Source organism: Pseudomonas sp. ERMR1:02 (genome assembly GCF_002277815.1).
Classification (GTDB): Bacteria; Pseudomonadota; Gammaproteobacteria; order Pseudomonadales; family Pseudomonadaceae; genus Aquipseudomonas.
Map to the genome: position 1 here is coordinate 25,813 of NZ_NKJI01000014.1, position 22,840 is coordinate 48,652.

Annotated in this window: 22 protein-coding genes and 3 pseudogenes; 17 read left to right on the top strand and 8 right to left on the bottom strand. The window is 57.8% G+C overall.

Annotation, left to right across the window (positions count from 1 at the left end):
• The first annotated feature begins 6 nt into the window (after positions 1 to 6).
• The 16 genes and pseudogenes from CES87_RS22085 (at position 7) to CES87_RS34500 (ending at position 14,543) form a co-directional block, all read left to right on the top strand.
• The gene (locus CES87_RS22085) at positions 7 to 1,203 is read left to right on the top strand and encodes an aromatic ring-hydroxylating dioxygenase subunit alpha (RefSeq protein WP_256591034.1); all 1,197 of its coding nucleotides are present in this window, start codon (positions 7 to 9) and stop codon (positions 1,201 to 1,203) included.
• Complete coding sequence (locus tag CES87_RS33460; protein ID WP_256591035.1) at positions 1,161 to 1,355, top strand: hypothetical protein; 195 nt, start codon at positions 1,161 to 1,163, stop codon at positions 1,353 to 1,355. Before CES87_RS22085 ends, CES87_RS33460 begins: the two co-directional genes overlap by 43 nt.
• Before the next feature lie 11 nt (positions 1,356 to 1,366).
• Positions 1,367 to 1,896 (top strand): annotated as a pseudogene (locus CES87_RS22090) (3-phenylpropionate/cinnamic acid dioxygenase subunit beta).
• A gap of 10 nt (positions 1,897 to 1,906) precedes the next feature.
• Positions 1,907 to 2,719, top strand: a complete 813-nt coding sequence (gene hcaB, locus CES87_RS22095; RefSeq protein ID WP_128607773.1) for a 3-(cis-5,6-dihydroxycyclohexa-1,3-dien-1-yl)propanoate dehydrogenase — start codon at positions 1,907 to 1,909, stop codon at positions 2,717 to 2,719.
• A 42-nt stretch (positions 2,720 to 2,761) separates the two neighbouring features.
• Positions 2,762 to 3,463, top strand: a complete 702-nt coding sequence (locus tag CES87_RS22100; protein ID WP_256591036.1) for a nitronate monooxygenase family protein — start codon at positions 2,762 to 2,764, stop codon at positions 3,461 to 3,463.
• On the top strand, positions 3,358 to 3,738 hold the full coding sequence (locus CES87_RS33465) for a nitronate monooxygenase family protein (RefSeq protein WP_256591049.1): 381 nt from the start codon (positions 3,358 to 3,360) through the stop codon (positions 3,736 to 3,738). Before CES87_RS22100 ends, CES87_RS33465 begins: the two co-directional genes overlap by 106 nt.
• Positions 3,739 to 3,822: 84 nt before the next feature.
• Entirely contained in the window at positions 3,823 to 4,554 is a 732-nt protein-coding gene (locus CES87_RS22105) for a fumarylacetoacetate hydrolase family protein (protein ID WP_218196369.1), read from the top strand.
• A gap of 123 nt (positions 4,555 to 4,677) precedes the next feature.
• Positions 4,678 to 6,537 carry a feruloyl-CoA synthase gene (locus tag CES87_RS22110; protein ID WP_128607775.1) on the top strand — a complete coding sequence of 620 codons (1,860 nt, stop codon included), beginning with the start codon at positions 4,678 to 4,680 and terminating at the stop codon, positions 6,535 to 6,537.
• Positions 6,534 to 7,475, top strand: a complete 942-nt coding sequence (locus tag CES87_RS22115) for an acetaldehyde dehydrogenase (acetylating) (RefSeq protein ID WP_128607776.1) — start codon at positions 6,534 to 6,536, stop codon at positions 7,473 to 7,475. Before CES87_RS22110 ends, CES87_RS22115 begins: the two co-directional genes overlap by 4 nt.
• Positions 7,476 to 7,485: 10 nt before the next feature.
• Entirely contained in the window at positions 7,486 to 8,514 is a 1,029-nt protein-coding gene (dmpG, locus tag CES87_RS22120; RefSeq protein ID WP_128607777.1) for a 4-hydroxy-2-oxovalerate aldolase, read from the top strand.
• 31 nt (positions 8,515 to 8,545) lie between these two features.
• The gene (locus CES87_RS22125) at positions 8,546 to 9,550 is read left to right on the top strand and encodes a CDP-6-deoxy-delta-3,4-glucoseen reductase (RefSeq protein WP_128607778.1); all 1,005 of its coding nucleotides are present in this window, start codon (positions 8,546 to 8,548) and stop codon (positions 9,548 to 9,550) included.
• Between the two features lie 142 nt (positions 9,551 to 9,692).
• Positions 9,693 to 10,976 (top strand): OprD family porin, encoded by a 1,284-nt coding sequence (locus tag CES87_RS22130; RefSeq protein ID WP_128607779.1) that lies wholly within the window; start codon positions 9,693 to 9,695, stop codon positions 10,974 to 10,976.
• Between the two features lie 129 nt (positions 10,977 to 11,105).
• Entirely contained in the window at positions 11,106 to 12,740 is a 1,635-nt protein-coding gene (locus tag CES87_RS22135) for a methyl-accepting chemotaxis protein (RefSeq protein ID WP_128607780.1), read from the top strand.
• A gap of 87 nt (positions 12,741 to 12,827) precedes the next feature.
• Positions 12,828 to 13,286: a sensor histidine kinase gene (locus tag CES87_RS22140; RefSeq protein WP_128607781.1), complete on the top strand. Its 459-nt coding sequence runs from the start codon at positions 12,828 to 12,830 to the stop codon at positions 13,284 to 13,286.
• A gap of 5 nt (positions 13,287 to 13,291) precedes the next feature.
• Positions 13,292 to 13,537 (top strand): sensor histidine kinase, encoded by a 246-nt coding sequence (locus CES87_RS34495; RefSeq protein ID WP_371858251.1) that lies wholly within the window; start codon positions 13,292 to 13,294, stop codon positions 13,535 to 13,537.
• A gap of 625 nt (positions 13,538 to 14,162) precedes the next feature.
• Positions 14,163 to 14,543, top strand: a complete 381-nt coding sequence (locus CES87_RS34500; protein WP_371858252.1) for a hypothetical protein — start codon at positions 14,163 to 14,165, stop codon at positions 14,541 to 14,543.
• A gap of 154 nt (positions 14,544 to 14,697) precedes the next feature.
• Here CES87_RS34500 and CES87_RS22155 read toward each other — a convergent pair.
• The 7 genes and pseudogenes from CES87_RS22155 to CES87_RS22185 form a co-directional block, all read right to left on the bottom strand.
• A pseudogene (locus CES87_RS22155) lies at positions 14,698 to 15,608 on the bottom strand (transporter).
• A gap of 91 nt (positions 15,609 to 15,699) precedes the next feature.
• A complete protein-coding gene (locus tag CES87_RS22160) occupies positions 15,700 to 16,761 on the bottom strand; it encodes an NADH:ubiquinone reductase (Na(+)-transporting) subunit F (RefSeq protein ID WP_128607782.1) in 1,062 nt (353 codons plus the stop codon).
• 10 nt (positions 16,762 to 16,771) lie between these two features.
• Positions 16,772 to 17,131: a phenol hydroxylase subunit P4 gene (locus CES87_RS22165; protein WP_128607783.1), complete on the bottom strand. Its 360-nt coding sequence runs from the start codon at positions 17,129 to 17,131 to the stop codon at positions 16,772 to 16,774.
• A 63-nt stretch (positions 17,132 to 17,194) separates the two neighbouring features.
• Positions 17,195 to 18,751: an aromatic/alkene/methane monooxygenase hydroxylase/oxygenase subunit alpha gene (locus CES87_RS22170; RefSeq protein WP_128607784.1), complete on the bottom strand. Its 1,557-nt coding sequence runs from the start codon at positions 18,749 to 18,751 to the stop codon at positions 17,195 to 17,197.
• A 52-nt stretch (positions 18,752 to 18,803) separates the two neighbouring features.
• Complete coding sequence (locus CES87_RS22175; protein WP_128607785.1) at positions 18,804 to 19,076, bottom strand: MmoB/DmpM family protein; 273 nt, start codon at positions 19,074 to 19,076, stop codon at positions 18,804 to 18,806.
• Positions 19,073 to 20,068, bottom strand: coding sequence for an aromatic/alkene monooxygenase hydroxylase subunit beta (locus CES87_RS22180; RefSeq protein WP_128607786.1), 996 nt, complete (start codon positions 20,066 to 20,068; stop codon positions 19,073 to 19,075). Before CES87_RS22180 ends, CES87_RS22175 begins: the two co-directional genes overlap by 4 nt.
• 30 nt (positions 20,069 to 20,098) lie before the next feature.
• Positions 20,099 to 20,352, bottom strand: a pseudogene (locus CES87_RS22185) (phenol hydroxylase subunit).
• A gap of 423 nt (positions 20,353 to 20,775) precedes the next feature.
• Between CES87_RS22185 and CES87_RS22190 the strand changes: the two are divergent.
• The gene (locus tag CES87_RS22190) at positions 20,776 to 22,458 is read left to right on the top strand and encodes a sigma-54-dependent Fis family transcriptional regulator (protein ID WP_128607787.1); all 1,683 of its coding nucleotides are present in this window, start codon (positions 20,776 to 20,778) and stop codon (positions 22,456 to 22,458) included.
• Here CES87_RS22190 and CES87_RS22195 read toward each other — a convergent pair whose 3' ends face one another.
• Positions 22,459 to 22,713: a sensor histidine kinase gene (locus tag CES87_RS22195; RefSeq protein WP_178081470.1), complete on the bottom strand. Its 255-nt coding sequence runs from the start codon at positions 22,711 to 22,713 to the stop codon at positions 22,459 to 22,461.
• Between the last annotated feature and the right edge of the window lie 127 nt (positions 22,714 to 22,840).

A 22,840-nucleotide genomic window follows, 5' to 3' on the forward strand; every position in this document is an offset into this window, starting at 1 on the left:
AGAACAATGGATAACTGCAAACACATACCCCTCAGAACTATTGAGCCCACACCCAGCCTGCCCAACCTTGATCGGGTGTGCGACATGCAGGAAGGCCGCTTGTCCGGCAAGGTGTTCTGGGACCAGGCGATCTACGAGCAAGAACTCGAGAAGATTTTCGCGCGGTGCTGGCTGTTCGTCGCCCATGAATCGCAATTGCCAAAGTCGGGTGACTACCTCGCCACCAGCATGGGCGAGGACGAGGTTCTGGTGGTACGTCAGAAGGACGCATCGCTGAAGGTGTTCCTCAATGCCTGCCCGCACCGTGGCAACAAGATCTGTTTCGCCGAGGCGGGCAATGCACGGGGCTTTATCTGCAACTACCACGGCTGGTCATTCGGCGCCGATGGCGGCCGGTTGCTGGGTATGCATGAATCCAAGTGCTATGAAGAAAGCAATTTCGACAAGTCTAAACATGGACTGCGCGAAGCGCGCGTTGCGACATACAAGGGCCTGGTGTTCGCCACTTTTGCCGACGACGCACCGACCCTGGAAGAGTACCTGGGGCCAATGACCTGGTACCTGGATGTCATGCTCGACATGGACGAGGGCGGCAGTGAGTTCCTCGGTGGCTGCATCCGTTCCACCATCGAATGCAACTGGAAAGTCGCGGCGGAAAATTTCGTCGGCGATATTCTCCATGGCGGCTGGACTCACGACTCCGCAGCCAAGGCCATGCTGGGCGGGCCGGTGGCCAATGTCGGCGACCTTCCCGAGTCCTACTCGGTGAACTGGAATGGCCACGGCTACGAGTTCGCCACCGATGTGGTCGGCAATGCTGCCACCCTGGGCGAGAAAGACATCAACAAATACCTGCACGTATTGCGCCCGAAAGTGGCGGAGCGTCTGGGCGAGTTCCGCTCCAAGCTGATCGGGTCAATTTCGTCGTTCACCGTTTTCCCTAACTTCTCCTTCTTGCCAGGGCAGAACACGGTGCGCATCTGGCAGCCGCGCGGGCCACACAAGATCGAGCTGTTTACCTGGGTCATCGTCAACAAAAATGCGCCGCAGGACATCAAGGACAAATGGCGCCGTGGCGCAATGATGACCTTCTCCCGACTGGCGTGTTCGAAATGGACGATGGCGAGAACTGGGAATACTGCACCAAGACCAGCCGCGGCATGGTCACACGCTATCAGGATCTGTACGTCGGCCTGGGCATGAATACGCGCATTGAAAACAGCGAACTGCCTGGCAATGTGTTCAAGGGGCAACTCAACGAATGCAATTCCCGTGCGTTCTACCAGCGCTGGAAAGACCTGCTGCAATCGCCCACCTGGGCGGACGTACCAGATCGTAACGGCACGATGCGTTGAGGGGATCGAAGATGAATGCTTTGCCAGTGGAACAAACAGTTGCAATCAACGATACGCGCGCGGTCGAGGCCTTCTTGTTGCGTGAAGCCCGCCTGCTCGACAACGAATCCTGGGATGAGTGGCTGCAGACCCTGAGCGAGACCATTCACTACTGGATGCCTGGCATCGAGAACCGCCGACGCGAGGACAAGTCTGGCCCCTACCGGCTGGAACACATGGCCTTCTTCGACGATGGCATGCGCGATCTGCAACGCCGCGTGGCGCGCTTCAAGCAGCCGTCGGCCTGGGCTGAAAATCCCCGACGCGCAACGTTCACCTGATCAGCAACATCGAGGTGTTTGCCGGTGAGCAGGAAGACGAGTTCATTGCGTTCTCGTGCTTCATGAACATCCGCAGCCGTGGTCTGGACGAGTCCCATCAACTGGTCGGACGCCGTGAGGATGTGCTGCGCCGCGAGGCTGACGGGCTGAAGTTGTTGAAGCGCAAGATCCTGATTCCAAACGCGATGTTGTTGTGCAAGAACATCAACACTTTCCTCTGAGGGCACGCACATGGGTTGGCTCGAAGGACAAGTAGCATTAGTCACTGGCGGTACCGGCGGCATCGGTAGCGCCATCGTTCGGCGCTATGTGAACGAAGGCGCGCGGGTGTGCGTGATGGCGCGTGACGACGAACAGTTGAGTGCTCTGCGTGATGAGTTGGGTGACGCCATCATCACGGTGCAGGGCGACGTATCCAGTCATGAGGACAACCAGCGTGCGGTCGCGGCTGCGCTGACCACGTTCGGCAAGCTCGACACGTTTGTCGGCAATGCCGCGGTGTTTGACTATTTCACACGCCTGGACCGCATTGCCCCTGAAGACTTTGAAAGTGCGTTTCAGCGCTTGTTCGCCATCAATGTTCAAGGCTACATGCTCGGTGCACGATGCAGTATCGATGCCCTGCGCGCCAGTCGCGGCAGCATGATCTTCACGCTGTCCAACAGTGCTTTTTATGCCGGTGGTGGGGGCATTCTCTATGTCACCGCCAAGCATGCGCTGGTCGGAATGATCCGGCAGCTGGCCTACGAATTGGCACCGGATATTCGCGTCAACGGCGTAGCGCCTGGCGCGACCAATACGCCTATGAAAAGTCTGGAGGGGCTTAATACGCGCAGTGTTCCGCTCAACCAGATTCCAGGTTTCGAGCAAGGTGCTGCGCAGGCGGTTCCGCTTCAGCGTATCGCTGAACCAGAGGATCACACGGGCCACTATGTGCTGTTGGCCTCGCGTGAAAACTCAGGGTTGACCACCGCCAACATCATTCACAGCGATGGTGGCTGGGAAGTCCGCAGCCCGGGCGCGGCCAGTCACAGAAAGGTCTGACGCCAGGCCTGTCCGTGTAACCCATAACAAGAGAAAAGACCGATGAGCGCCAATAGCCGTTCCTTGAGTGCACCCCAACAGAAGTTGCTGGATCTGTTTGCTGGCTTACCTTTGCCGGTGCTAGCCGCGCCGATGTTCCTGGTTTCCGGGCCGCAGTTGCTCAATGCCTGTTGTCAGGCCGGCATTGTCGGCAGCCTGCCGGCGCCCAATGCGCGTACCGTCGAGCAACTGGACCACTGGCTGGCTCAGATCGTTGTCGAACGTGAAGTCGCGAAATCACAAGGCCAGGCCTGGGCACCCTGGATGCTGAACATGATCGTGCACAGCACCTACGATCGGTTCGAATCCGAGTTGGAATTGATCAAACGCTACCAGCCGCCGATCGTTTCCACGGCCTTGGGTAGCCCCAAGCGTGTGCTGGAAATTGTCCATGGTTATGGCGGTGTAGTGATCGCTGACGTCATCACTCCGGCCCTGGCACGCAAGGCGGTCGATGCGAGTGTCGATGGTTTGGTGTTGGTCTGCAACGGTGCCGGCGGCCATACCGGTAGCTACAACCCCTTTGCCTTTGTAGCAGAAGTCCGCGAGTTCTGGACGGGCCGCTCGGTCTGGCCGGTGCTGTTTCGAATGGGCGCGACATCCATGCAGCGCAAGTCCTGGGTTGCGATTTCGCCCTGGTGGGCACCCGTTTGGTCGCGGCTCACGAGAGCTTGGCCGAAAACGCCTACCGGGACATGCTGGTGAACTGCTCCATGGATGACGTGGCTACAACCAAAGCGGTCAGTGGCGTACTCGCCACCTGGATGAAACCCTCGCTGGAAAAGGCCGGTATCGACCCAGCCGCCGACAATCGTACCGCCATCGATTTTTCCGGTGACATTGCCTCCGCCAACAAAGCCTGGAAACACGTGTGGTCAGCGGGGCAGGGCGTAGGGCAGATCAAGCGCAGCTACAGCGTCGCCGAGTTGGTCGATGAGCTGCATCAGGGTTACCTGGCAAGTCAGCAACGCTCGCATTGAGCGTCCACCACCATCTGTTGAGGAGTTATCCCCGTGAGCCACGATTCCATCCAGGCTGCCGCCGCGGTTCTTGCGCAAGCGCGCATGACGCGAACCCCGTGCGGTCGTATCTCCGAGCGCTTCCAGATCTCCACACTGGCTGATGCTTATGCCGTACAGGAACTCAATACCCAGGCCGCGTTGGCCGCGGGGCGCCGTCTCAGCGGGCGTAAAATCGGCTTGACCTCGCTGGCCGTGCAAGATCAGTTGGGTGTCGATCAGCCAGACTTCGGCATGTTGTTTGCCGATATGGAATACGGCGATGGCGAGGCCATTGACAGCTCCCGCCTGATTCAGCCCAAGGCAGAAGGTGAGATCGCTTTCGTGTTGGGGCGTGACTTGCCCAATCCGGACACAACACTGGGCGAGCTGATGAGCGCGGTGGAGTACCTGGTGCCGGCGCTGGAAATTGTCGATTCGGCGATCGAGAACTGGAAAATCACCTTGGTCGATACGGTGGCCGACAATGCTTCTTCGGGGCTCTACGTCCTGGGCAAGAGCCCTGTGCGCCTGGCCAATCTGGACCTTGCGCTGGAAGGCATGCTGCTGGAAAAAAATGGTGCTCAGGCGTCGATCGGTGTGGGCGCAGCCTGCCTCGGCAATCCGCTGGACGCCTGCTTGTGGCTGGCGCGAACCATGGCCGAATTTGGCCGGCCATTGCGCGCAGGCGACGTGCTGTTATCCGGAGCCTTGGGGCCCATGGTGCCAGTGACAGCCGGTGACAGCCTGCGCCTGAAACTGACCCGTCTGGGTGAAGTGAGCTGTCGATTCGTATAAGTGTGAAGCGCTGACCAACTGCGTCTTGCGAAAGGGGGCCGGGTTATTGAGCCGGCACTCGTAACAACAAAAACAATGATGATGAGACAACAGGCCTGCCTGTTGATCTCGTGAGGGCGTGCCGTGTACGACTTTTTCGACGATCCTGCCAAGTTGGCACCTGCTCGTGTGTCTGTCGAGCCAGGTGAGGCGGGCAGTTTCATACTGCGATCCCCTGAACAGCTGCAACCTTATGCCCGTTGTATCGGCGAGTGGCTGGAGCGATGGGCGCGCGAGACTCCGCTGCGTCCATACCTGGCTGAGCGTCGCAATGGCATCTGGTTCACCCTGAATTACAGCGAGGTTCGCCAACGCGTCGGCGCTCTGGCGCAGGGGTTGCTGGAGCTCGATACGGTGCCCGGTCGGCCGGTGCTGGTGTTGTCGGAGAACGACATCGACCAGGCATTGATTTCGCTTGCAGCCATGCATGTCGGGATTCCCGTAGCCACGGTTTCGGTCGCGTATTCGCGCAATACACAGAGCGGCTGCAGCAAGCTCAAGTCTATCGTGGCGCAGCTGCAACCCGCGTTGATCTTCATCAACGATGGAGACACCTATCGCCGGACAATCGAATTGATCCGGCCGGACTGTCCCGTCGTGGTTGCGCGCAACGCCCAGGCAGTTCCTGGCGCGCTGCCGCTGCCCATGCTTTACCGGGTCGAAAGTGCGCAGGTCATGGAGACTTTTCTGCGCCTCGATGGCGACGTCCCCGCCCGCTATATGCTGACCTCCGGCTCCACTGGCACACCCAAGGTGGTCATCAATACCCATCGCATGCTGTGCGCCAATCAGCAATCGATCGCCCAATGCTGGCGCTTCCTCGAAGGCAGTGAAATGGTCGTGGTGGATTGGCTGCCGTGGAGTCATACCTTCGCCGCGAACCACAACTTCAACATGGTGCTGCGCAACGGCGGCACGCTCTATATCGATGATGGATTACCGGTGACCGGGCGAATAGAGCGCACGGTGGAAAATATCAAATCCGTCCAGCCAACGGTGTTCTTCAACGTCCCTCGTGGCTATGAAGCGCTACTGCCTTATCTGGAGCGCGACGAGGAGTTGGCGCAAGCGCTTTTCGGTCGCCTAGACATGCTGTTCTATGCCGCTGCGGCTTTGCCACAGAGCACGTGGGATCGGTTGATGGCCTGTGCGGAAAAGGTCCGCGAAAAGCCCCTGTTCTTTACCAGCGAATGGGGAGCGACCGAGACCTCTCCAGTGCTCACCAACGTTCATTACCGTTTGGACAAGCCAGGCAACATCGGCCTGCCAGTACCGGGCGTAGAGATCAAGTTCGTGCCCAGCGGCGACAAGCTGGAAATGCGTGTACGCGGACCCTCAGTGTTTCAGCAGTATCTCAATGACCCGCAAGGCAGCCTTGAGGCGTTCGATGAACAGGGCTTCTATCAGATTGGCGATGCCGGTCGACTACTCGATCCCGAGCGCCCGGAGAAGGGCATCGTGTTTGATGGGCGAGTCACCGAAGACTTCAAGTTGACCACTGGCACGTGGGTTTCCGTCGGTACGTTGCGCCCGCGGCTGGTGAGTGTCTTGGCGCCTTACGCTTCTGACTCTGTCATTTGCGGTCACGATCGAGACGTGATCGGCGCATTGATCTATCCGACACCGGCGCTGCGCGCGTTGGCCGGAGCCGCCGGCAAGCGAATGACCGCTGAACAACTGTCTATGCAACCTGCCGTTCGTCTGGCCCTTATTACGGGCATGCAAACACTGGCCCAGCAGTTTCCTGCGTCCTCGCAGCACGCCGTGCGCATGGTCATCCTCGACTCGCCACCGAGCCTCGATGATGGGGAAATAACTGACAAGGGCTACATCAACCAACGTGCTGCGCTAGGCCTGCGTGCTGGTGCGGTCAAGCGTCTGTATGCAGAGACGCTGGACCCGGCCGTGATTCTTCTCGACGAAGCTTATGGAGAAAGTAAATGAGTGCCAGAAAACTGAAAGTCGCCATTATCGGTTCCGGCAACATAGGCACCGACCTGATGATCAAGATCCTGCGTAACGCCAAACACCTGGAAATGGCGGTCATGGTCGGTATCGACCCGGCCTCCGATGGTCTGGCCCGCGCCCAGCGCATGGGCGTGGCCACCACCCACGAAGGCGTTGAAGGCCTGACCCGCCTGGACGTGTTCAAGGACATCGACTTCGTGTTCGATGCCACTTCGGCTGGCGCCCATGTGAAGAACGACGCGTTCCTGCGCTCGATCAAACCCGGCATCCGCCTGATTGATCTGACGCCCGCGGCCATTGGCCCGTACTGCGTGCCGGTGGTCAACCTGGAGCAGAACCTCGCTCAGCTCAACGTCAATATGGTGACTTGCGGCGGTCAGGCGACGATCCCGATGGTGGCGGCGGTGTCGCGCGTGGCCAAGGTGCACTACGCGGAAATCGTCGCCTCGATTGCCAGCAAATCTGCCGGCCCCGGCACTCGCGCCAACATCGACGAGTTCACCGAAACCACCTCCAAGGCCATCGAAGTGATCGGCGGCGCGGCCAAGGGCAAAGCAATTATCGTGATGAACCCGGCCGAGCCACCGCTGATGATGCGCGACACGGTGTTTGTGTTGTCCGAGGCAGCCGATCAGGCTGAGATCGAGGCGTCTATCGTGGAAATGGCGGCGGCCGTGCAGGCCTATGTGCCGGGCTATCGCCTTAAGCAAAAAGTCCAGTTCGACGTGATTCCTGAAGACGCGCCGCTGAATATCCCCGGCCTCGGCAAATTCTCCGGGCTGAAGACCTCGGTGTTCCTCGAAGTCGAAGGCGCCGCCCATTACCTGCCGGCCTACGCCGGCAATCTCGACATCATGACCTCCGCTGCCTTGGCCACCGCCGAGCGCATGGCGCAGTCGATGCTGAACGTCTGAGGAACCCGACATGACTTTTAACCCCGGCAAAAAGCTCTACATCTCCGACGTGACCCTGCGCGACGGCAGCCACGCAGTGCGTCACCAGTATTCGCTGCAGAACGTGCAGGACATTGCCCGCGCCCTGGACAAGGCCAAGGTCGACTCGATCGAAGTCGCCCACGGTGACGGTCTGCAAGGGTCGAGCTTCAACTATGGCTTCGCCGCGCACACCGACCTGGAGTGGATCGAAGCCGCCGCCGACGTGATCAGCCACGCCAAAATCACCACATTGCTGCTGCCCGGAATCGGCACGGTGCATGACCTCAAGGCTGCCTACAACGCCGGAGCCCGGGTGGTGCGCATCGCCACCCATTGCACCGAAGCGGATGTCTCGAAACAGCACATCGAGTACGCCCGCGAGCTGGGCATGGACACCGTCGGTTTTCTGATGATGAGCCACATGATCCCGGCCGAGCAGCTGGCCGCGCAAGCCAAGTTGATGGAAAGCTACGGCGCGACCTGCGTGTACATGGCCGACTCCGGCGGCGCGATGAACATGCAGGACATCCGCGACCGCTTCCGTGCCTTCAAGGCCGTGCTTAAACCGGAAACCGAAACCGGCATGCACGCCCACCACAACCTGTCGCTCGGCGTGGCCAACTCGATCACCGCGGTCGAGGAAGGCTGCGACCGTATCGACGCCAGCCTCGCGGGCATGGGCGCGGGTGCCGGTAACGCGCCGCTGGAAGTGTTTATCGCCGCCGCTGAACGTCTGGGCTGGAACCACGGTACCGATCTTTACACGCTGATGGACGCAGCCGACGACATCGTCCGCCCGCTGCAGGACCGTCCGGTACGGGTGGATCGCGAAACCCTGGCGCTGGGTTATGCCGGCGTTTATTCGAGCTTCCTGCGCCACGCCGAAATCGCTGCCGCGAAGTACGGCCTCAAGACCCTCGACATCCTCGTCGAACTGGGAAAACGCCGGATGGTGGGTGGTCAGGAAGACATGATCGTCGACGTCGCGCTCGACCTGCTGACGGCCCAGCGCCGTTAATTTTTCATCACACAGTGAATGAGCAAATGCCATGACCTATCACGTAGATATTCAACCAGCTGGGCAACAATTCGATCTGGATGCAAGCAAGACCATCTTGGATGGTGCGTTGGCGGACGGGCTGATGCTAAAGCACAGTTGCCGTGAAGGGACGTGTGGCAGTTGCAAGGGCAGGGTGGTGAGCGGCAGTGTCGATCATGCCAATAGTCCGCTGGAGGTTCTGAGCGAAGAGGAACGTGCTGCCGGCCTCGCTTTGTTCTGCTGTGCCAAAGCGACCTCGGACCTGGTCATTGATGCGCCGGAGGTGACTGAACTGCGCGGTATTTCGATTCAGCAGACGGCTGCCCGCGTGGCCAGCGTCGAAAAGGTCGCCGACGATGTAATGATCGTGCGACTGATGTTGCCGCCCACGGTCACCTTCAACTATTACCCTGGCCAATATGCGCAGGTATTGCTTAAGGACGGCAGCCGTCGAAGTTATTCGATGGCAACTCGTTCGACAGTGGACAATCAATTTGAGTGGCATATCCGTCATATGCCAGGGGGCAGTTTCAGTGGGCATGTATTCAATACGTTGAAACCACGGGAATTGCTTCGTCTGGAAGGTCCTTATGGATCTTTCTATTTGCGTGAGAACGATCAACCGATGATCTTTCTGGCCAGTGGTACCGGTTTTGCGCCGATCAAGGCGTTGCTTGAGCAACTGCGAGAACAGGGTAATAACACACGTCCGGTTTATCTCTATTGGGGGGGCCGGCAACGCAAGGATCTTTACCATCACGAACAGTTGCTGGAGTGGCAGGCCGAGTTGCCTTGGTTGAAGTACATCCCGGTGCTCTCGGAACCGAATGATGCCTGTCAATGGCAAGGCGCTTGCGGATTTGTACACCAACAGGTCCTGTCCGACTTTGCTTCGTTGAAGCGCTTCGAGGTGTATGCCTGTGGAGCACCGGTCGTTGTGGACTCCGCCCGTCGCGACTTTATCGGGCAGCGAGAGTTGCTGGAAACCAATTTCTACGCCGATGCATTTGTATAAACGCAATAACGTTAACTAACGGATTAAAACGCTATACAGCCGAGCTTGATTGGGCACGCCTGCGTGGTCGCTTAACAGGTTCGGTGGCAGGGACACGCCGGCAGTAAGGATCCGTTCAATACTAATAAAAATAGAGAAAACCATGAAAACTCAAGTTCGCGTTCCCTCGAGTATCGCTGTTTGTTTTGTTCTTTCAGTTCTGGCAGGGCAAGTAAAGGCCGCCGGTTTTGTCGAAGACAGTAAAGCCAGTCTGACAATGCGTAACTATTACTTCGATCGCGACTACAAAGGCACTTCCGCGCAATCGGCAGCCAGGGAGTGGGCCCAGGGCTTTATTCTCAAATACAGTTCGGGATTCACTCCGGGGCTTGTGGGTTTCGGTATTGATGCCGTGGGGCTGCTGGGCGTCAAGCTTGACTCGTCGCCGGACCGTACCGGTACGGGTTTATTGCCGTACAACCCGAGTACTCGTGAGCCCAACGATGATTATTCGGAGCTTGGCTTGACCGGGAAAATGAAGATCTCGAAGACGGAACTGCAAGCCGGGACCATCAGCACGTTCCTGCCGATCGCCTTCGCCAGCCCCACACGCCTGCTGCCGCAAACTTTTCGTGGCACTTACTTGCGCTCGCAGGACCTGGACAATCTGTCGTTGAGTGTCGGGTGGTTGGACCGCATCAACCTGCGCGATTCCACCAATTACCAAAAAATGACCGTCGCCTCGCCCAATGGTCGTTTCAACCCCAAGGCCGAATCGGACAAGTTCATTTTCCTGGGGGGTGACTACAAATGGTCCGATAGCCTGACACTGAAGTACTACCACGCCGTACTGGACCAGATGTATCGCAAGGACTACTTCGGCTTCGAGCAGATACAGCCTATCGGTCCCGGGAAATTGAAGACGGACGTCCGCTACTTCATCACAGGGGAAGACGGTGCGGCCAAGGCCGGGCATGTCGACAACCGAAACCTGGGGACGATGTTCACGTACTCCGTGGGCGCCCACAGCCTGGGAGCAGGCTACATGCAGCTCAACGGCGACACCGCGATGCCGTATCTAACCGGGACCGAACCCCTGGTGGTTTCCGAAGGCTCGCTCAGTTCCGAGTTCATCAACCCTAAAGAGCGCAGTTGGCAAGTGCGCTACGACTACGACTTCGTCGGCGTTGCTCTGCCGGGACTCAAAGGCATGGTGCGCTACCTGAATGGCAGCAATATCGCATTGCCGACGGCTTTGGGGGGAGATGGTCTCAGCGAAAGCGAAAAAGATGTCGAGCTGTCCTATGTGGTGCAGTCGGGCACGTTCAAGGGGGTCAGCTTGCGTCTGCGTCATGCCTGGTACCGCAATGATTTCGCTCCGGCGGCGACCTTCCGCGATGACAACGAAACGCGGGTCAACATCGATTACACCTTGGCGCTCTGGTAACCCTCTAAGGCAGTAACGGCGGGCCGAACAGACGTCATCGCGCGGTTGTTCGTCTCTTGCTGTGGTCCATGGCAAGCCAAAAGAGACACCTGCTTGTGTGTACATATGATCTCAAATAGGAGCCTTTCCGTGCCCAGTCTGCGAAACATGCCCATCAGCCGGCGCCTTTGGCTGATTTTGCTAGCGTCCATGTTGATGTTGTTGGCACTTGTCACGTTGATGCTGCAAAACAGTTACAGCCATCTCTACATGGCCAAGGTTCAGCAAACCCGAAACGCGGTGGAAAACACCCTCGGTGTATTCAGTTACTTCCAAAGCCTGGAGCAGGCTCACAAGCTGACTCGAGAACAAGCCCAGGAGCAGGCTCGGGAAATGGTTCGCGGCATGCGCTATGCCGGCCAGGAATACTTTTTCATCGAGAACCTGCAGCCGGTCATGATCATGAATCCGGTCAACACAAAGTTGGAGGGGCAGGATGTCAGCGACTTGAAGGATAGCAACGGTTTTCAGTTCAGCATGGAGATCATGCGCATCGTCCGAGAGCAAGGTGCAGGGATGCTTGCGTACACCTGGCCCAAACTGGGTCATAACGAACCCGTGGACAAGGTTTCCTACGTCGCCTTGTTCGAACCCTGGGGCTGGGTGCTCGGCACGGGTATGTACATCGATGACATCAACGCACAGTTTCGCAAAGACCTGACGCAGATGGCGCTGTTGGGGCTATTGAGCGCTCTGGTGCTGGCCACTTTCATCAGTCTGATCGTGCACAGTATTTCACGCCCCCTCAGGCAAACCGTCGAAGCCATGGCCAATATCGCCAGTGGCGAAGGCGATCTCACTCTTCAATTACAGGTCAGCGGTCGTGACGAGCTAAGTGCTTTGGGCACGCACTTCAACGTGTTCACTGACAAATTACGCCAGGTCATTGCAGAGTTGCTGGGGGTGGCGCAGCTACTCGAGGACGCCGCCCATTCCCTCAGCGACAGCGCCAATATGGCGCAGCAGCAAAGCGGCGAACAATCCCAGCAAATGGAAATGGTGGCAACTGCAATCAATGAGGTGGCCTACAGCGTGCAGGATGTTGCCAAGAATGCTGAGCACGCCTCCAATGAAGTGCGCAGTGCCGAGCAGCAGGCTGAGCGCGGTTTAGTCAGTATCGATCGCAGTTTGAACCAGATTGATCAGTTATCCACGACCATTGCGCAGGCCGTCGATGCGATTCAGGCGCTGGCGCTGGACAGTACTCAAATTGGCGGCGTGCTGGCAGTGATCCATGCGATCGCCGAGCAGACCAACCTGTTGGCGCTTAACGCGGCCATTGAGGCGGCTCGAGCGGGGGAGCAGGGGCGAGGTTTTTCCGTGGTGGCTGACGAAGTACGTCTGCTGGCTCAGCGCACCCAGCAGGCAACGTCGGAAATTCAAGTGATGGTCGAGCAGCTGCAGAGCAAATCCAGCGCGGCGGTCGAAGCGATCAACGACAGCAGCGAAGCCTCCAGACTGACAGTGGAGCAAGCCAGTCAGGCCGGTGCCAGCTTGAATCAAATCGCCGGGATGTTACGCAACATCAGCGGGCTGGGGGCCTCTATCGCCAGCGCGACGCTGCAACAGACGCATGTGGTCGACGAAATCAATCAGAGCGTCGCCCATACGACCAGCCTGGCGCACAACAACGCGCAATCGGCAGCGGAATCCAACACCGCCAGCAAGAACCTGGGGCAGGTGGCGTTGCAATTGAATCGGCTGCTGGGGCAGTTTCGGGTCTAGAGCATCGTCGTTGCAGCAGTGTACCGGTTGTTGTTCCGTTCACTATCGACCCTCGATAGTGCCTATTGAGAGCGTGAGGTTGCCAGGATGTTTGTTGTTGATGCTGTCGAGTCGCAGGGGCTGTGCCATGACCTCGACGAGCCCAAAGCCTGTGCGCAACGACTCAGGCAGATGATCGAACTGCAGGAGCGCGAGCGTTGTCATCTCGCACGGGAACTGCATGACGATGTGGGGCAATTGTTAACCCTCATCAAGATCAGCGCCAACTCGGTCCTGCGTCATCTTGTAGGGGACCAGGAACAGCGTCAGGCCGCGTTGGTCCGGGTAGTCGACGAGGCGCTGGACAAGGTGCGCGATCTGTCGAATATGTCGCGTTCGGCGCATTTGGACGGCGTGGGCCCGATCGAAGCCATACACCGGTTGGTGGAGAGAATTCCGCCTGATATGCCCGATAGCATGCGCGTTCGATTGGAGTGTGCCGAGTTGGAGCCGCGTCCGGATGCCTGTGTTGAAGTCGTGCTGTTCCGAATATCCAAGAGGCATTGAACAACGTGCTCAAGCATGGCAGTGCCGGCCTGATCGAAGTAAGACTCAGGCGGCGCAATGACGGGATTCACTTGATGATCGACGATAACGGAAGCGGTTTCGACACGGCCGCCGTGATGCACAGCGGTAAGGGTACGGGCTTGAGGAACATGGCCGAAAGAGCCCGGCTTTTAGCCGGGGAGTTCACATTGGACTCAGGCTTAGGTAGAGATACGCGGATAGAGGTGGTTATACCGGATTCAGCGGCTTGATCACTCTGGCAACTTCTTCAGCCTGTAGGCTAAGTGGGCGTCTGTTTATCCACGCACGATGTAGGCGGATGCTACGAGAATGATGCCTTATAACCACAACAGGTTATGGCATTCTGAATCTTAATTCGGCTTCAAGAAACTAATTGGAAAGATGTTAAGGAGAGAAGTTATGAACCGTAAGATTGTTTCCGGGCTTGTTTTATCAGCAATTGGAATATACATCCTAGGGCCTCAATCGCCGTTACGTACGGAGGCGCAAGAACTGTCCACCGCAAGCCCTGTAGCGGTTGTGGATAGCCAAACCACACCTACAGCGGTCGCATCTGATGGTGCTGATCATGTCGCCGCCGGCGCATTGGCACGAAGCGGTGCTGAGCATGGCACAGGCCAGGTGGCCGCCGATGGCGCCGATCATGTCGGCGCAAAAGATCTGGCCGCTGACGGCGCCGATCATGTCGGCGCAAAAGATCTGGCCGCTGATGGAGCCGATCATGTCGGCGCAAAAGATCTGGCCGCTGACGGCGCCGATCATGTCGGCGCAAAAGGTCTGGCCGCTGATGGCGCCGATCATGTCGGCGCAAAAGATCTGGCCGCTGACGGCGCCGATCATGTCGGCGCAAAAGGTCTGGCCGCTGACGGCGCCGATCATGTCGGAGCAAAAGGTCTGGCCGCTGACGGCGCCGATCATGTCGGCGCAAAAGGTCTGGCCGCTGACGGCGCCGATCATGTCGGCGCAAAAGGTCTGGCTGCTGACGGCGCCGATCATGTCGGAGCGAAAGGTCTGGCTGCTGACGGCGCCGATCATGTCGGCGCGAAAGGTCTGGCCGCTGACGGCGCCGATCATGTCGGCGCAAAAGATCTGGCCGCTGATGGCGCCGATCATGTCGGCGCAAAAGGTCTGGCCGCTGACGGCGCCGATCGCGTGGGTAGAAATCAAGTAGCTTCCAATGAAGCTAGAATTCGGATCGGTGGTATTGGCTCCGATGCGGTGGCTTCATATAGGTAGTTTTTCTATCTGTAGGAGTGGCTTCCTCATTCGATTCCTATGGATATGTATCTCTAAAGTAGGCGTCCGCCCAACACACCGTGTGTGGTTAAACGGACGCCCACTTATGCGGTAGCAGGTCGGTGATCTCACTCACGCACGAACCCGTTTTTTTTCAAAAAGGGATCGTCAACTTCACCCGGTAGGCATTGCCTTCTGCGCGGTTACGAACCCGGGTCTCCTGCTCCCACTTGGCTGTTAAAAACCAGCCCTTATCGTTCGTATATTTCACAGAAGGGCCGATCGCTATCGTTCTGCCCTTATTGCTTTCGATACGATCACCGTCTTGCCGGTCGTCCGTGGTCTGGTAGAGCATGTAACCGCCCACACCCACCACCCAGCCATTACCCAGGCCCCAACCTACTGCTTAGTCCACGTGCAGTTCCTGGCCGGAGCGGTAGTCAGTAGCGTTATTGCGCTGGTTGAAGTCATACATGGTTTTCGCATCGACGTTGAGCCCCTGCGGGTCAACGGAGGACACCGCCACCACTGGTTCAACCACCCAGTAATTACGCCCAATATTGGCCAGGTCACCGCGATCGTATTCACCTGATGGCGCAATAAAATCCAGGGCGACAATGCTGTGTAGCTTTTCGCTGTGATGAAAGCCGAGCGCCGGCCCGAAGATGATGGCGCCCAATCCCTGTTTACTCTGCGACTGGCCGTTGAGCTCAACCTTGAGGTCCACCAGCGGCACGATGGCGTGGAAGGCAAGGTTTCCACCCAGCGCCTGCTGCTCGGTGACCCAGATCAATCGCGGTGCTATGGCGTTTGCCCGTACCCTGAAGTCCACCGGTACTTTCTCGCCATGTTGCCTCGCAGGGAATCGGCCTCGTAGTGGCTGACAAAGAACTGCGAATACAAGCCCGGTGGTGGCATGGCGCCGGACATGTAGTTTTCCGCCCCCATCGGGTAGGAAGATCCACCGCCTTCGGTGGCGTGAACCCCTGCACTGGCAGCCGCCAGCAGGTTCAATCCGACACGGCACAGATGACTCGCATGCTTGATTCGCGATACAGCGTTCATGGTTAATGACCTTTTGTTGTTTTTATGGTCACCCGAAACCCTACTGACCGTTTGAAGGTCAGCAGCGTCCGGCGTTTTGTTGTGGTTGAATTCAGATGCGTTTGAACAGCGCCGACCGTGTGGTCTCAGTGGCGCCATCGGCAGCGCTGTAGAAACGCTCCATGAAGATGTCGCGTTCAAACAGTCGCCCTTGCATTAGGCAAGAAATCGCCGAATCGATCATCACGGGCGGGCCGCACAAGTACGCTTTGCGGCTGCTGAAGCGACCGTCGAAATGCTGTTTCGCAGCGTCGTGCACGTAGCCCTTGAAGCCCGTCCATTCGGCGTCTTCCGCGGCTTGGCTGAGCGCGGGCACGTAGGTGAAGTTGGCATGGTCCCGCGCCAACGCCTCGAACAATTCGTGGTTGTAGAGTTCGGCCCGGTTGCGTGCTCCCTGGAACAGCACAATCTGACGCGTATCGCCGGACTCCAGCAGGTCGAGAATCATCGATTGCGGGCTCGATAGCCCCGAGCCTCCAGCGATGAAAATCAGGTCGCCGCTTTGCGAGGTGCGGACGAAAAACTGCCCATACGGCCCGGATAATTCCACCGCATCACCGACCTTCAAGCCTTCGTGAATCTTGCCTGTGGCCCGCCCGCCCTCGACCCGCCGCACGTGCAGTTCAACCTCATCGGCCCGGCTCGGTGGATTGGCCAGCGAGAACGCCCGCGTGCCGTCCACCCCGGGCAATTGCAGGTTGATGTACTGACCGGCCTGGAATGCCATCGGCCGCTCGAGTTTGAGGTGCACGCCCTTGATGGTCGGCGACAGATCCACCAGCGCGCTGACCACGGCGCGATAGTCCTCGACGGGATGCCCGAGGAAATCCGGGTCGGCGTCGATGTCCGCCTCGATCACCATGTCGCTTTGCGGAATCGCACAACAGGCCAGCACCTTGCCTTCGTCACGTTCGATATCCATCAAGGCAAAAGACGATGCCGCGCCCAGGTCAGCTTCGCCTTCCAGCACCTGAACCTTGCAGGTGGCGCACGTGCCATGGCCGCAGGCGAATGGCAGCCAGACGCCCTGGCGCAACGCCGCCTGGAGAATGGTCTGGCCCTCTTCCACTTCGATCTGCTCGCCAGTGGGTTCGATGGTTACTTGGTAGCTCATCGCCGTATCCTCAGTTGAAGCTGCCGGCAATGCCGTTCAAGCCAGGTGTATTGAGGTGCAACAGGCTTTTGTGGGCGATTCCGTTATCGATCAGGCTCAACCCGTTGTCTGGGGTGAACGGGTGATCGTTCAGACGCCACAGCGCCTGGCTGAAGTCGACCCGCTCGGCATCCGGGTGCTGGGAAATCGAGGGCTTGACCACGTGTTCGATGAAGTCGGCGAAGGGCATCGCCGGTGGCAGGGGAAAAGTAAACGGGGCGCAGAACATCAGGTGTTTTTCCCAGCACAGGTACACCAGTTGCAGGCCATGGAAATTTTCCTGGCGATCCAGGGGTTGGGCCTCATAGGCACCGATGGAAGTCACGGGCATAATCTTGTCCTTCTTGTAATGTGGGTTTGAAGTGGGCCCGCAGGGCCACTTCGGCGCATGGGGTCAGCCGGTCTTGAGCAGGTCCGGGTCTACGGGGGGCGCAGGCGCGCTGTTGCGATCGTTCGGGTGCCAGTCCTGCCAGCGGCGATGCTCGGCGGAGCCCAGGTATTCGAAGTTGTCTTGGCCAGGATTGATGTTGTAGTAGTCGCGCACCACCGACTCGACATCGCTGCCACCGCAGTTGCCTTGCAGAATCTGGTGCACGGGTAGCCAGGCCTGGATGTACTTGGTTGGCTCGTATTGGAAAATGTCGCAGCAGCCCTGGGAGCAAAAGTGATAGCGCTCGCCTTCGTGCTCGGCACTGCGATGGCTGAGGGTGGTTTGGTCATCCGGTTCGCCGAACGACAGCGGGATCTGGCAGATCTGGCACAGCATCGGCAGGGTCGGGTTGTAAAAACGCTCGCCCTTCTCTTGCAGCGCACGCCAGTGTTCAAAACGTGGGCGATAGATCTTGTCGAAGGTGTCCGGGTACTTTTCCGAGAGCCAGTCGAGCTCTTCGTCGGTTGGCATCCAGGTGTGGAAGTTGGTTGCTTGACTGTATTGGTAGAAAATCGACCAGGCTTGGTGGCTGACGTGATCCTTAGCGATATTGGCCTCTTCGACATGTTTGGGCGGACGGATGCCGTAGCGCTCAAGGTCCTTGAACAGCGCACCACCCGCCTCTTCGAAATACACGCCCCAGGCCTCGGACCAGGACATGACTTTGTTGGGCAACATGTAGTCCATCATCATTCCGACCAGCGTCAGCAGGCGGTAACCGCGCCAGAACCACTTGTCGATCCAGCGCTGGATAATCGGCACGTTGTCTTCGTGTTGCTCCAGCAGAAACTTGATCACCTCAAGGCCCAGGGTCATGTGCCGGGCTTCGTCGGACTGCGCGGAGAAACCGAAGGTGACTGTGGCCATGTCGCCGTTGAACGCCGCACCGGACATAAACGGAACAAACAGCAAGTTGGTCAGCACGTACTCGAACGAAAACGAGATCGCCGTGAGGAACTCGAACGGACCCGCTGTGCGCGCATCTTCGAAGAACGATTTGGGCACCGAAAGGAACCACACGCGGTCGTGCATGTGGGCGAAATCATGCAGGCCGTTGAAGTGCTTGTTGTAGTGACTCATCGCGTGAATTTGGGTCTGCACGTGGCGCAGTTCGTCGATGGCCTGCATCTGGCAGGCGATGCGCGCACCGGCGCCGCTGAATTGCCGGCCGACCCGGGCGAAGCCTTGATAGGCCTGGTATTCCAGCGGCGTGACGCCTGACAGGAACAGCTTCAATGCGTTGACGTAACGGGCGTCTGACAGTGTGGTATGGCCGTTGTTTTGCGAGAACGCATCGAAGATCGCGTAGAGCTTTTTCTCTTTTTCGGCCTGGTATTTCCAATAGGTGTCCATGGTCAGGCGGAACGGATCTTCCCACTTGTCCCAATCGGTAATCTTGATCCCTTCAAAACGTTCGTGCGGGTAGATGTCCTCGTGGGTCTGGTAGCTCGGCTCCCAGTCCAGGTCACGGGTCATGCAGCGATATTTTTCTTTGGCATTAAGGCGTTTTTTCACGGCCATGATGGCGCTCCCGAATTCTTGTTATGGATCAAACGCGGCTGGCGGTTGGTGATCAGCTGTTCCAGTACAGGGAGAAGCTGTCGTCCTCTTCCACAACGTTGCCGCCCAGGGTGATCACGTACATCAGCATTTCCTGGATATCCCACGGGCTGCCGGTCAGTTGCTCGACGGTTTCACGACGAATATCCAGCCGGCCCTTGGCCTCGATGCGGATCATCGAAGGCTGGTGCTGGATCTCGACATGCGGGTTGTCTTGGACAATCGCGTCGACGATCGAGCGCACGTAGTCGGTGTCTTGCAGGTTCATGTAAACAAGGGAAGTCATACGCTTGCTCCTGTCAGGCCGATTTTCTTCAGGCGTGCGCTGAACTCGGTACACACCGCGTCCAGCGCGGACTCATCGAGGCCCAGGCCGGCCAGTGGCTGCAGCGCCTCGACGGAACGGGCACTCCAATGATCGATCCAGGCTTGCACCAGCGACCCGTTGGCGGGGCTTTCGTTGATCACGGTCTTGAGTAGCGCATCGACCCAGCGCTGGCTCTCGGCGAACCACAGGCGCATGAACTCGGTCAGCATGCCGACCTGGCCGGCACCGTTGGCTGACAATTGCTCGTCGAGTTTATGGAACAGCAACGGGTACACCAGGCCATCGCTGACCAGGTTTTGCGCCACAGTCAGTTCGAACCAGTCACGGACCACCAGTGTGTCTTCGACATAGCGGCGCAGGCCCTGCCATGCCGGGTCGTTCAGCCACTGTTGTTTGGCCTGGGCCAGCAGTAACACGTCGCCGTCATCGAGCATCAGACCGATGCGCGACAGGTACTGGGCGATGCCCAATCGGTCCATGGCATGAAACATGTGCATCTGCGTGACGCTGGTGCCAAAGCCGTCGGCGGCGATGTTGCTGTTGTTCATGTTGGCCCCCATTTCGGCGTGCCGAAGGGGCAACAACAGCTTGCTGATCAGTTGGACGTTCCGGGCGGACAGGCTGGCGAGCATGTCGCGCTTTTCGCAGAACGCGTAATCGTGCTCGGCGTTTTCCTGCATCTTGGCCCGGGCCTGGACATAGGCGCCGTAGTAGTACTGGCGCGGGTCAGTGACCGCGTACCAGTCGGCCATGACCACCGCGGTGCGGGTGGCGTCATTGAGCAATTTGTCCGGCTGCCACAGCGGCCGGTAATGGAAATTGGTCGCGGACTCTAGATCGAAACTCGCTTCCTGGTAGCGGCTGGCAACTTTGTCGCCAAACCGGCGACGCGTGTGGCTGAAGGTGTTGCGGATCGTCTCGACGGTGGTCGTCTTGATCTCGACGCTCATGGAGTGGACTCCTGTAGTTATTGTTGGGGCTTATTCGGTGTCGCGGGTTTCGCCGTAGCGCCACTTCCGCGCATCGGCGTCGAGGGCATCGGACATTTGTGCGTCCATGTGCTGCACGTGGTTGTTTTCGCAAATTGCTGGAACGCCTGATGCGGCAGCACCAGCTCGACGAACAGGTCGGGATAGCCGATGGCGAAGTCGAATTCGACGAACGCATCGCCTGGCTCGCTGCGTACACGGACGTACCGCGGCATTTGATCGAAAGTGCTGTCAGATTGGGCCATGCTCGGGTACTCCCTTGTTGTTATGCAGGGGTACAGAGCAACAACAGTGCCAGCGTTGTAACCGCTATTTAATAAACCAATAAAAACAATAAGTTAAATACCTTTTTAAACTCTATACGAGTGACCAATGCGGTACTTGGGAGAGATAGCAATTAGACGAGTTGATCATTTAATCAACCTCAATCCGACCTCTCGAGCAAATGATCAATCAGGAAAGAACAGGCCTGCACCCGGTCCCGCAGCGACCGCAGTGAGTTGCTGAATTTCAATTTGACTTTCAGGAGCATTTCAGGACGTTCTATATAGACTTTAAGCGAACCCAAGTCGTCGCGAGAGTTCTGACACACTGCCTCGATCACGCCTCAGCCTAGGCGTCAGGCCCGGGTCATCCCCACAAACAAAAAGATAGAGGGGTGTATTTGCATGACCATGAAGTACCGAGCCGCTGAGCATTCCGCACTGCTCAAGGATCTGACCGATCGGATTCATTTCCTCGGCAGCGAAGGAAAGATCTGGCTTGATGAGCAACGCATGTTGCTGATGCAGGTTTCGGCTATGGCATCGTTTCGTCGGGAGCTGATCGAGATGATTGGCGAAGAACGTGCAAAGGGCTTTTTCCTTCGCCTGGGCTACCAGTCCGGGCTGAAAGACGCGGAGCTGGCGCGAAAGCTACGACCCAACGGCAGTGACATCGATATGTTCCTGATAGGACCTCAGTTGCACTCGCTCAAGGGCATGGTCAACGTCCGTCCGGTGGAGATGGACATCGATATCGAGGCTGGAATCTTTTATGCCGAAATCGAATGGGTTGACTCTTTTGAAGTAGAAAACCACCAGAGTGAACACCTGCATTCTGATCAGCCGATTTGCTGGACGCTGCTCGGCTACGCGATCAGCTATTCGTCGTTCTTCATTGGCCGGCAGATCATTTACAAGGAAGTCAGTTGCCGCGGATGCGGAGACAAAATGTGTCGGATCATCGGCAAGCCAGCTGAGGAATGGGAGGATGCCGATACGTTCATGCGCTATTTCCAAAGTGATTCAATCATCGACGAACTGCACACCCTGCAGCTCCAAGTCGAGAATATGAGCCAACGTCTTCAGTTGCGTGCAGGTCAGTTTTACGGCATCGGTCGTTCGGCGATATACCGCAAAACCTGCGAGCTGATTGATAAGGTTGCCCCGGGTAAAGCATCGGTGTTGTTGCTAGGTGAAACCGGGGTTGGCAAGGAAGTCATCGCTCGAAGTTTGCATTTGCGAAGCGAGCGCCCCGGAGGTCCGTTCATTGCCCTTAACTGCGCAGCCATTACGCCAGATCTGATTGAGGCCGAGCTATTTGGAGTCGAAAAAGGCGCCTACACCGGTGCTCAACAATCTCGCATGGGTCGCTTCGAGCGGGCACATGGCGGCACGCTGTTTCTCGATGAAATCATCGAGCTGACGCCACGGGCCCAAGCCAGTTTACTGCGCGTTTTACAAGAGGGGGAACTTGAACGGGTGGGCGATAGCCAGACCCGCAGTGTCGATGTGCGCGTCATCGGTGCTACTCATGACGACCTCGGCCAGGCTGTGAAGGAAGGACGTTTTCGCGCTGACCTTTACTACCGATTGAATGTCTATCCAGTCCGAATTCCCGCGTTGCGTGATCGTCGGGAAGACATCCCGCCGTTAATTGAGCATTTCCTTGAAAAGCTGCATTTAAGCTACCAGAAAAAAACCCTCGGCCTTTCGGATCGTGCCAGCGAGGCCTGCTTGCGCTACGACTGGCCAGGCAATATTCGTGAGTTGGAAAACCTTATAGAGCGCGGAGTGATTATTACCGATAGCAACCAGAGCATTTCGGTAGAGGCACTGTTCCCACTCCAGTCCGCCGAAGCTCATAGCATTGGCCTGTCGAGCGAAGGTAATTTGATCAGTCAGAAGTTAGAGCCAACGCATGCGTGGGTGGATCAGTTGCTCGACTTAGGGGTGAGCCTGGATACGATGGAAGAACAGCTCTTGCAAGGTGCTATGGAGCGCGCTGAGCAAAATGTCTCAGAAGCTGCGCGTCTGCTAGGAATGACTCGGCCTGCACTAGCCTACAGGCTTAAGAAGTTGCCAGAGTGATCAAGCCGCTGAATCCGGTATAACCACCTCTATCCGCGTATCTCTACCTAAGCCTGAGTCCAATGTGAACTCCCCGGCTAAAAGCCGGGCTCTTTCGGCCATGTTCCTCAAGCCCATACCCTTGCCGCTGTGCATCACGGCGGCCGTGTCGAAACCGCTTCCATTATCGTCGATCATCAAGTGAATCCCGTCATTGCGCCGCCTGAGTCTTACTTCGATCAGGCCGGCACTGCCATGCTTGAGCACGTTGTTCAATGCCTCTTGGATATTCGGAACAGCACGACTTCAACACAGGCATCCGGACGCGGCTCCAACTCGGCACACTCCAATCGAACGCGCATGCTATCGGGCATATCAGGCGGAATTCTCTCCACCAACCGGT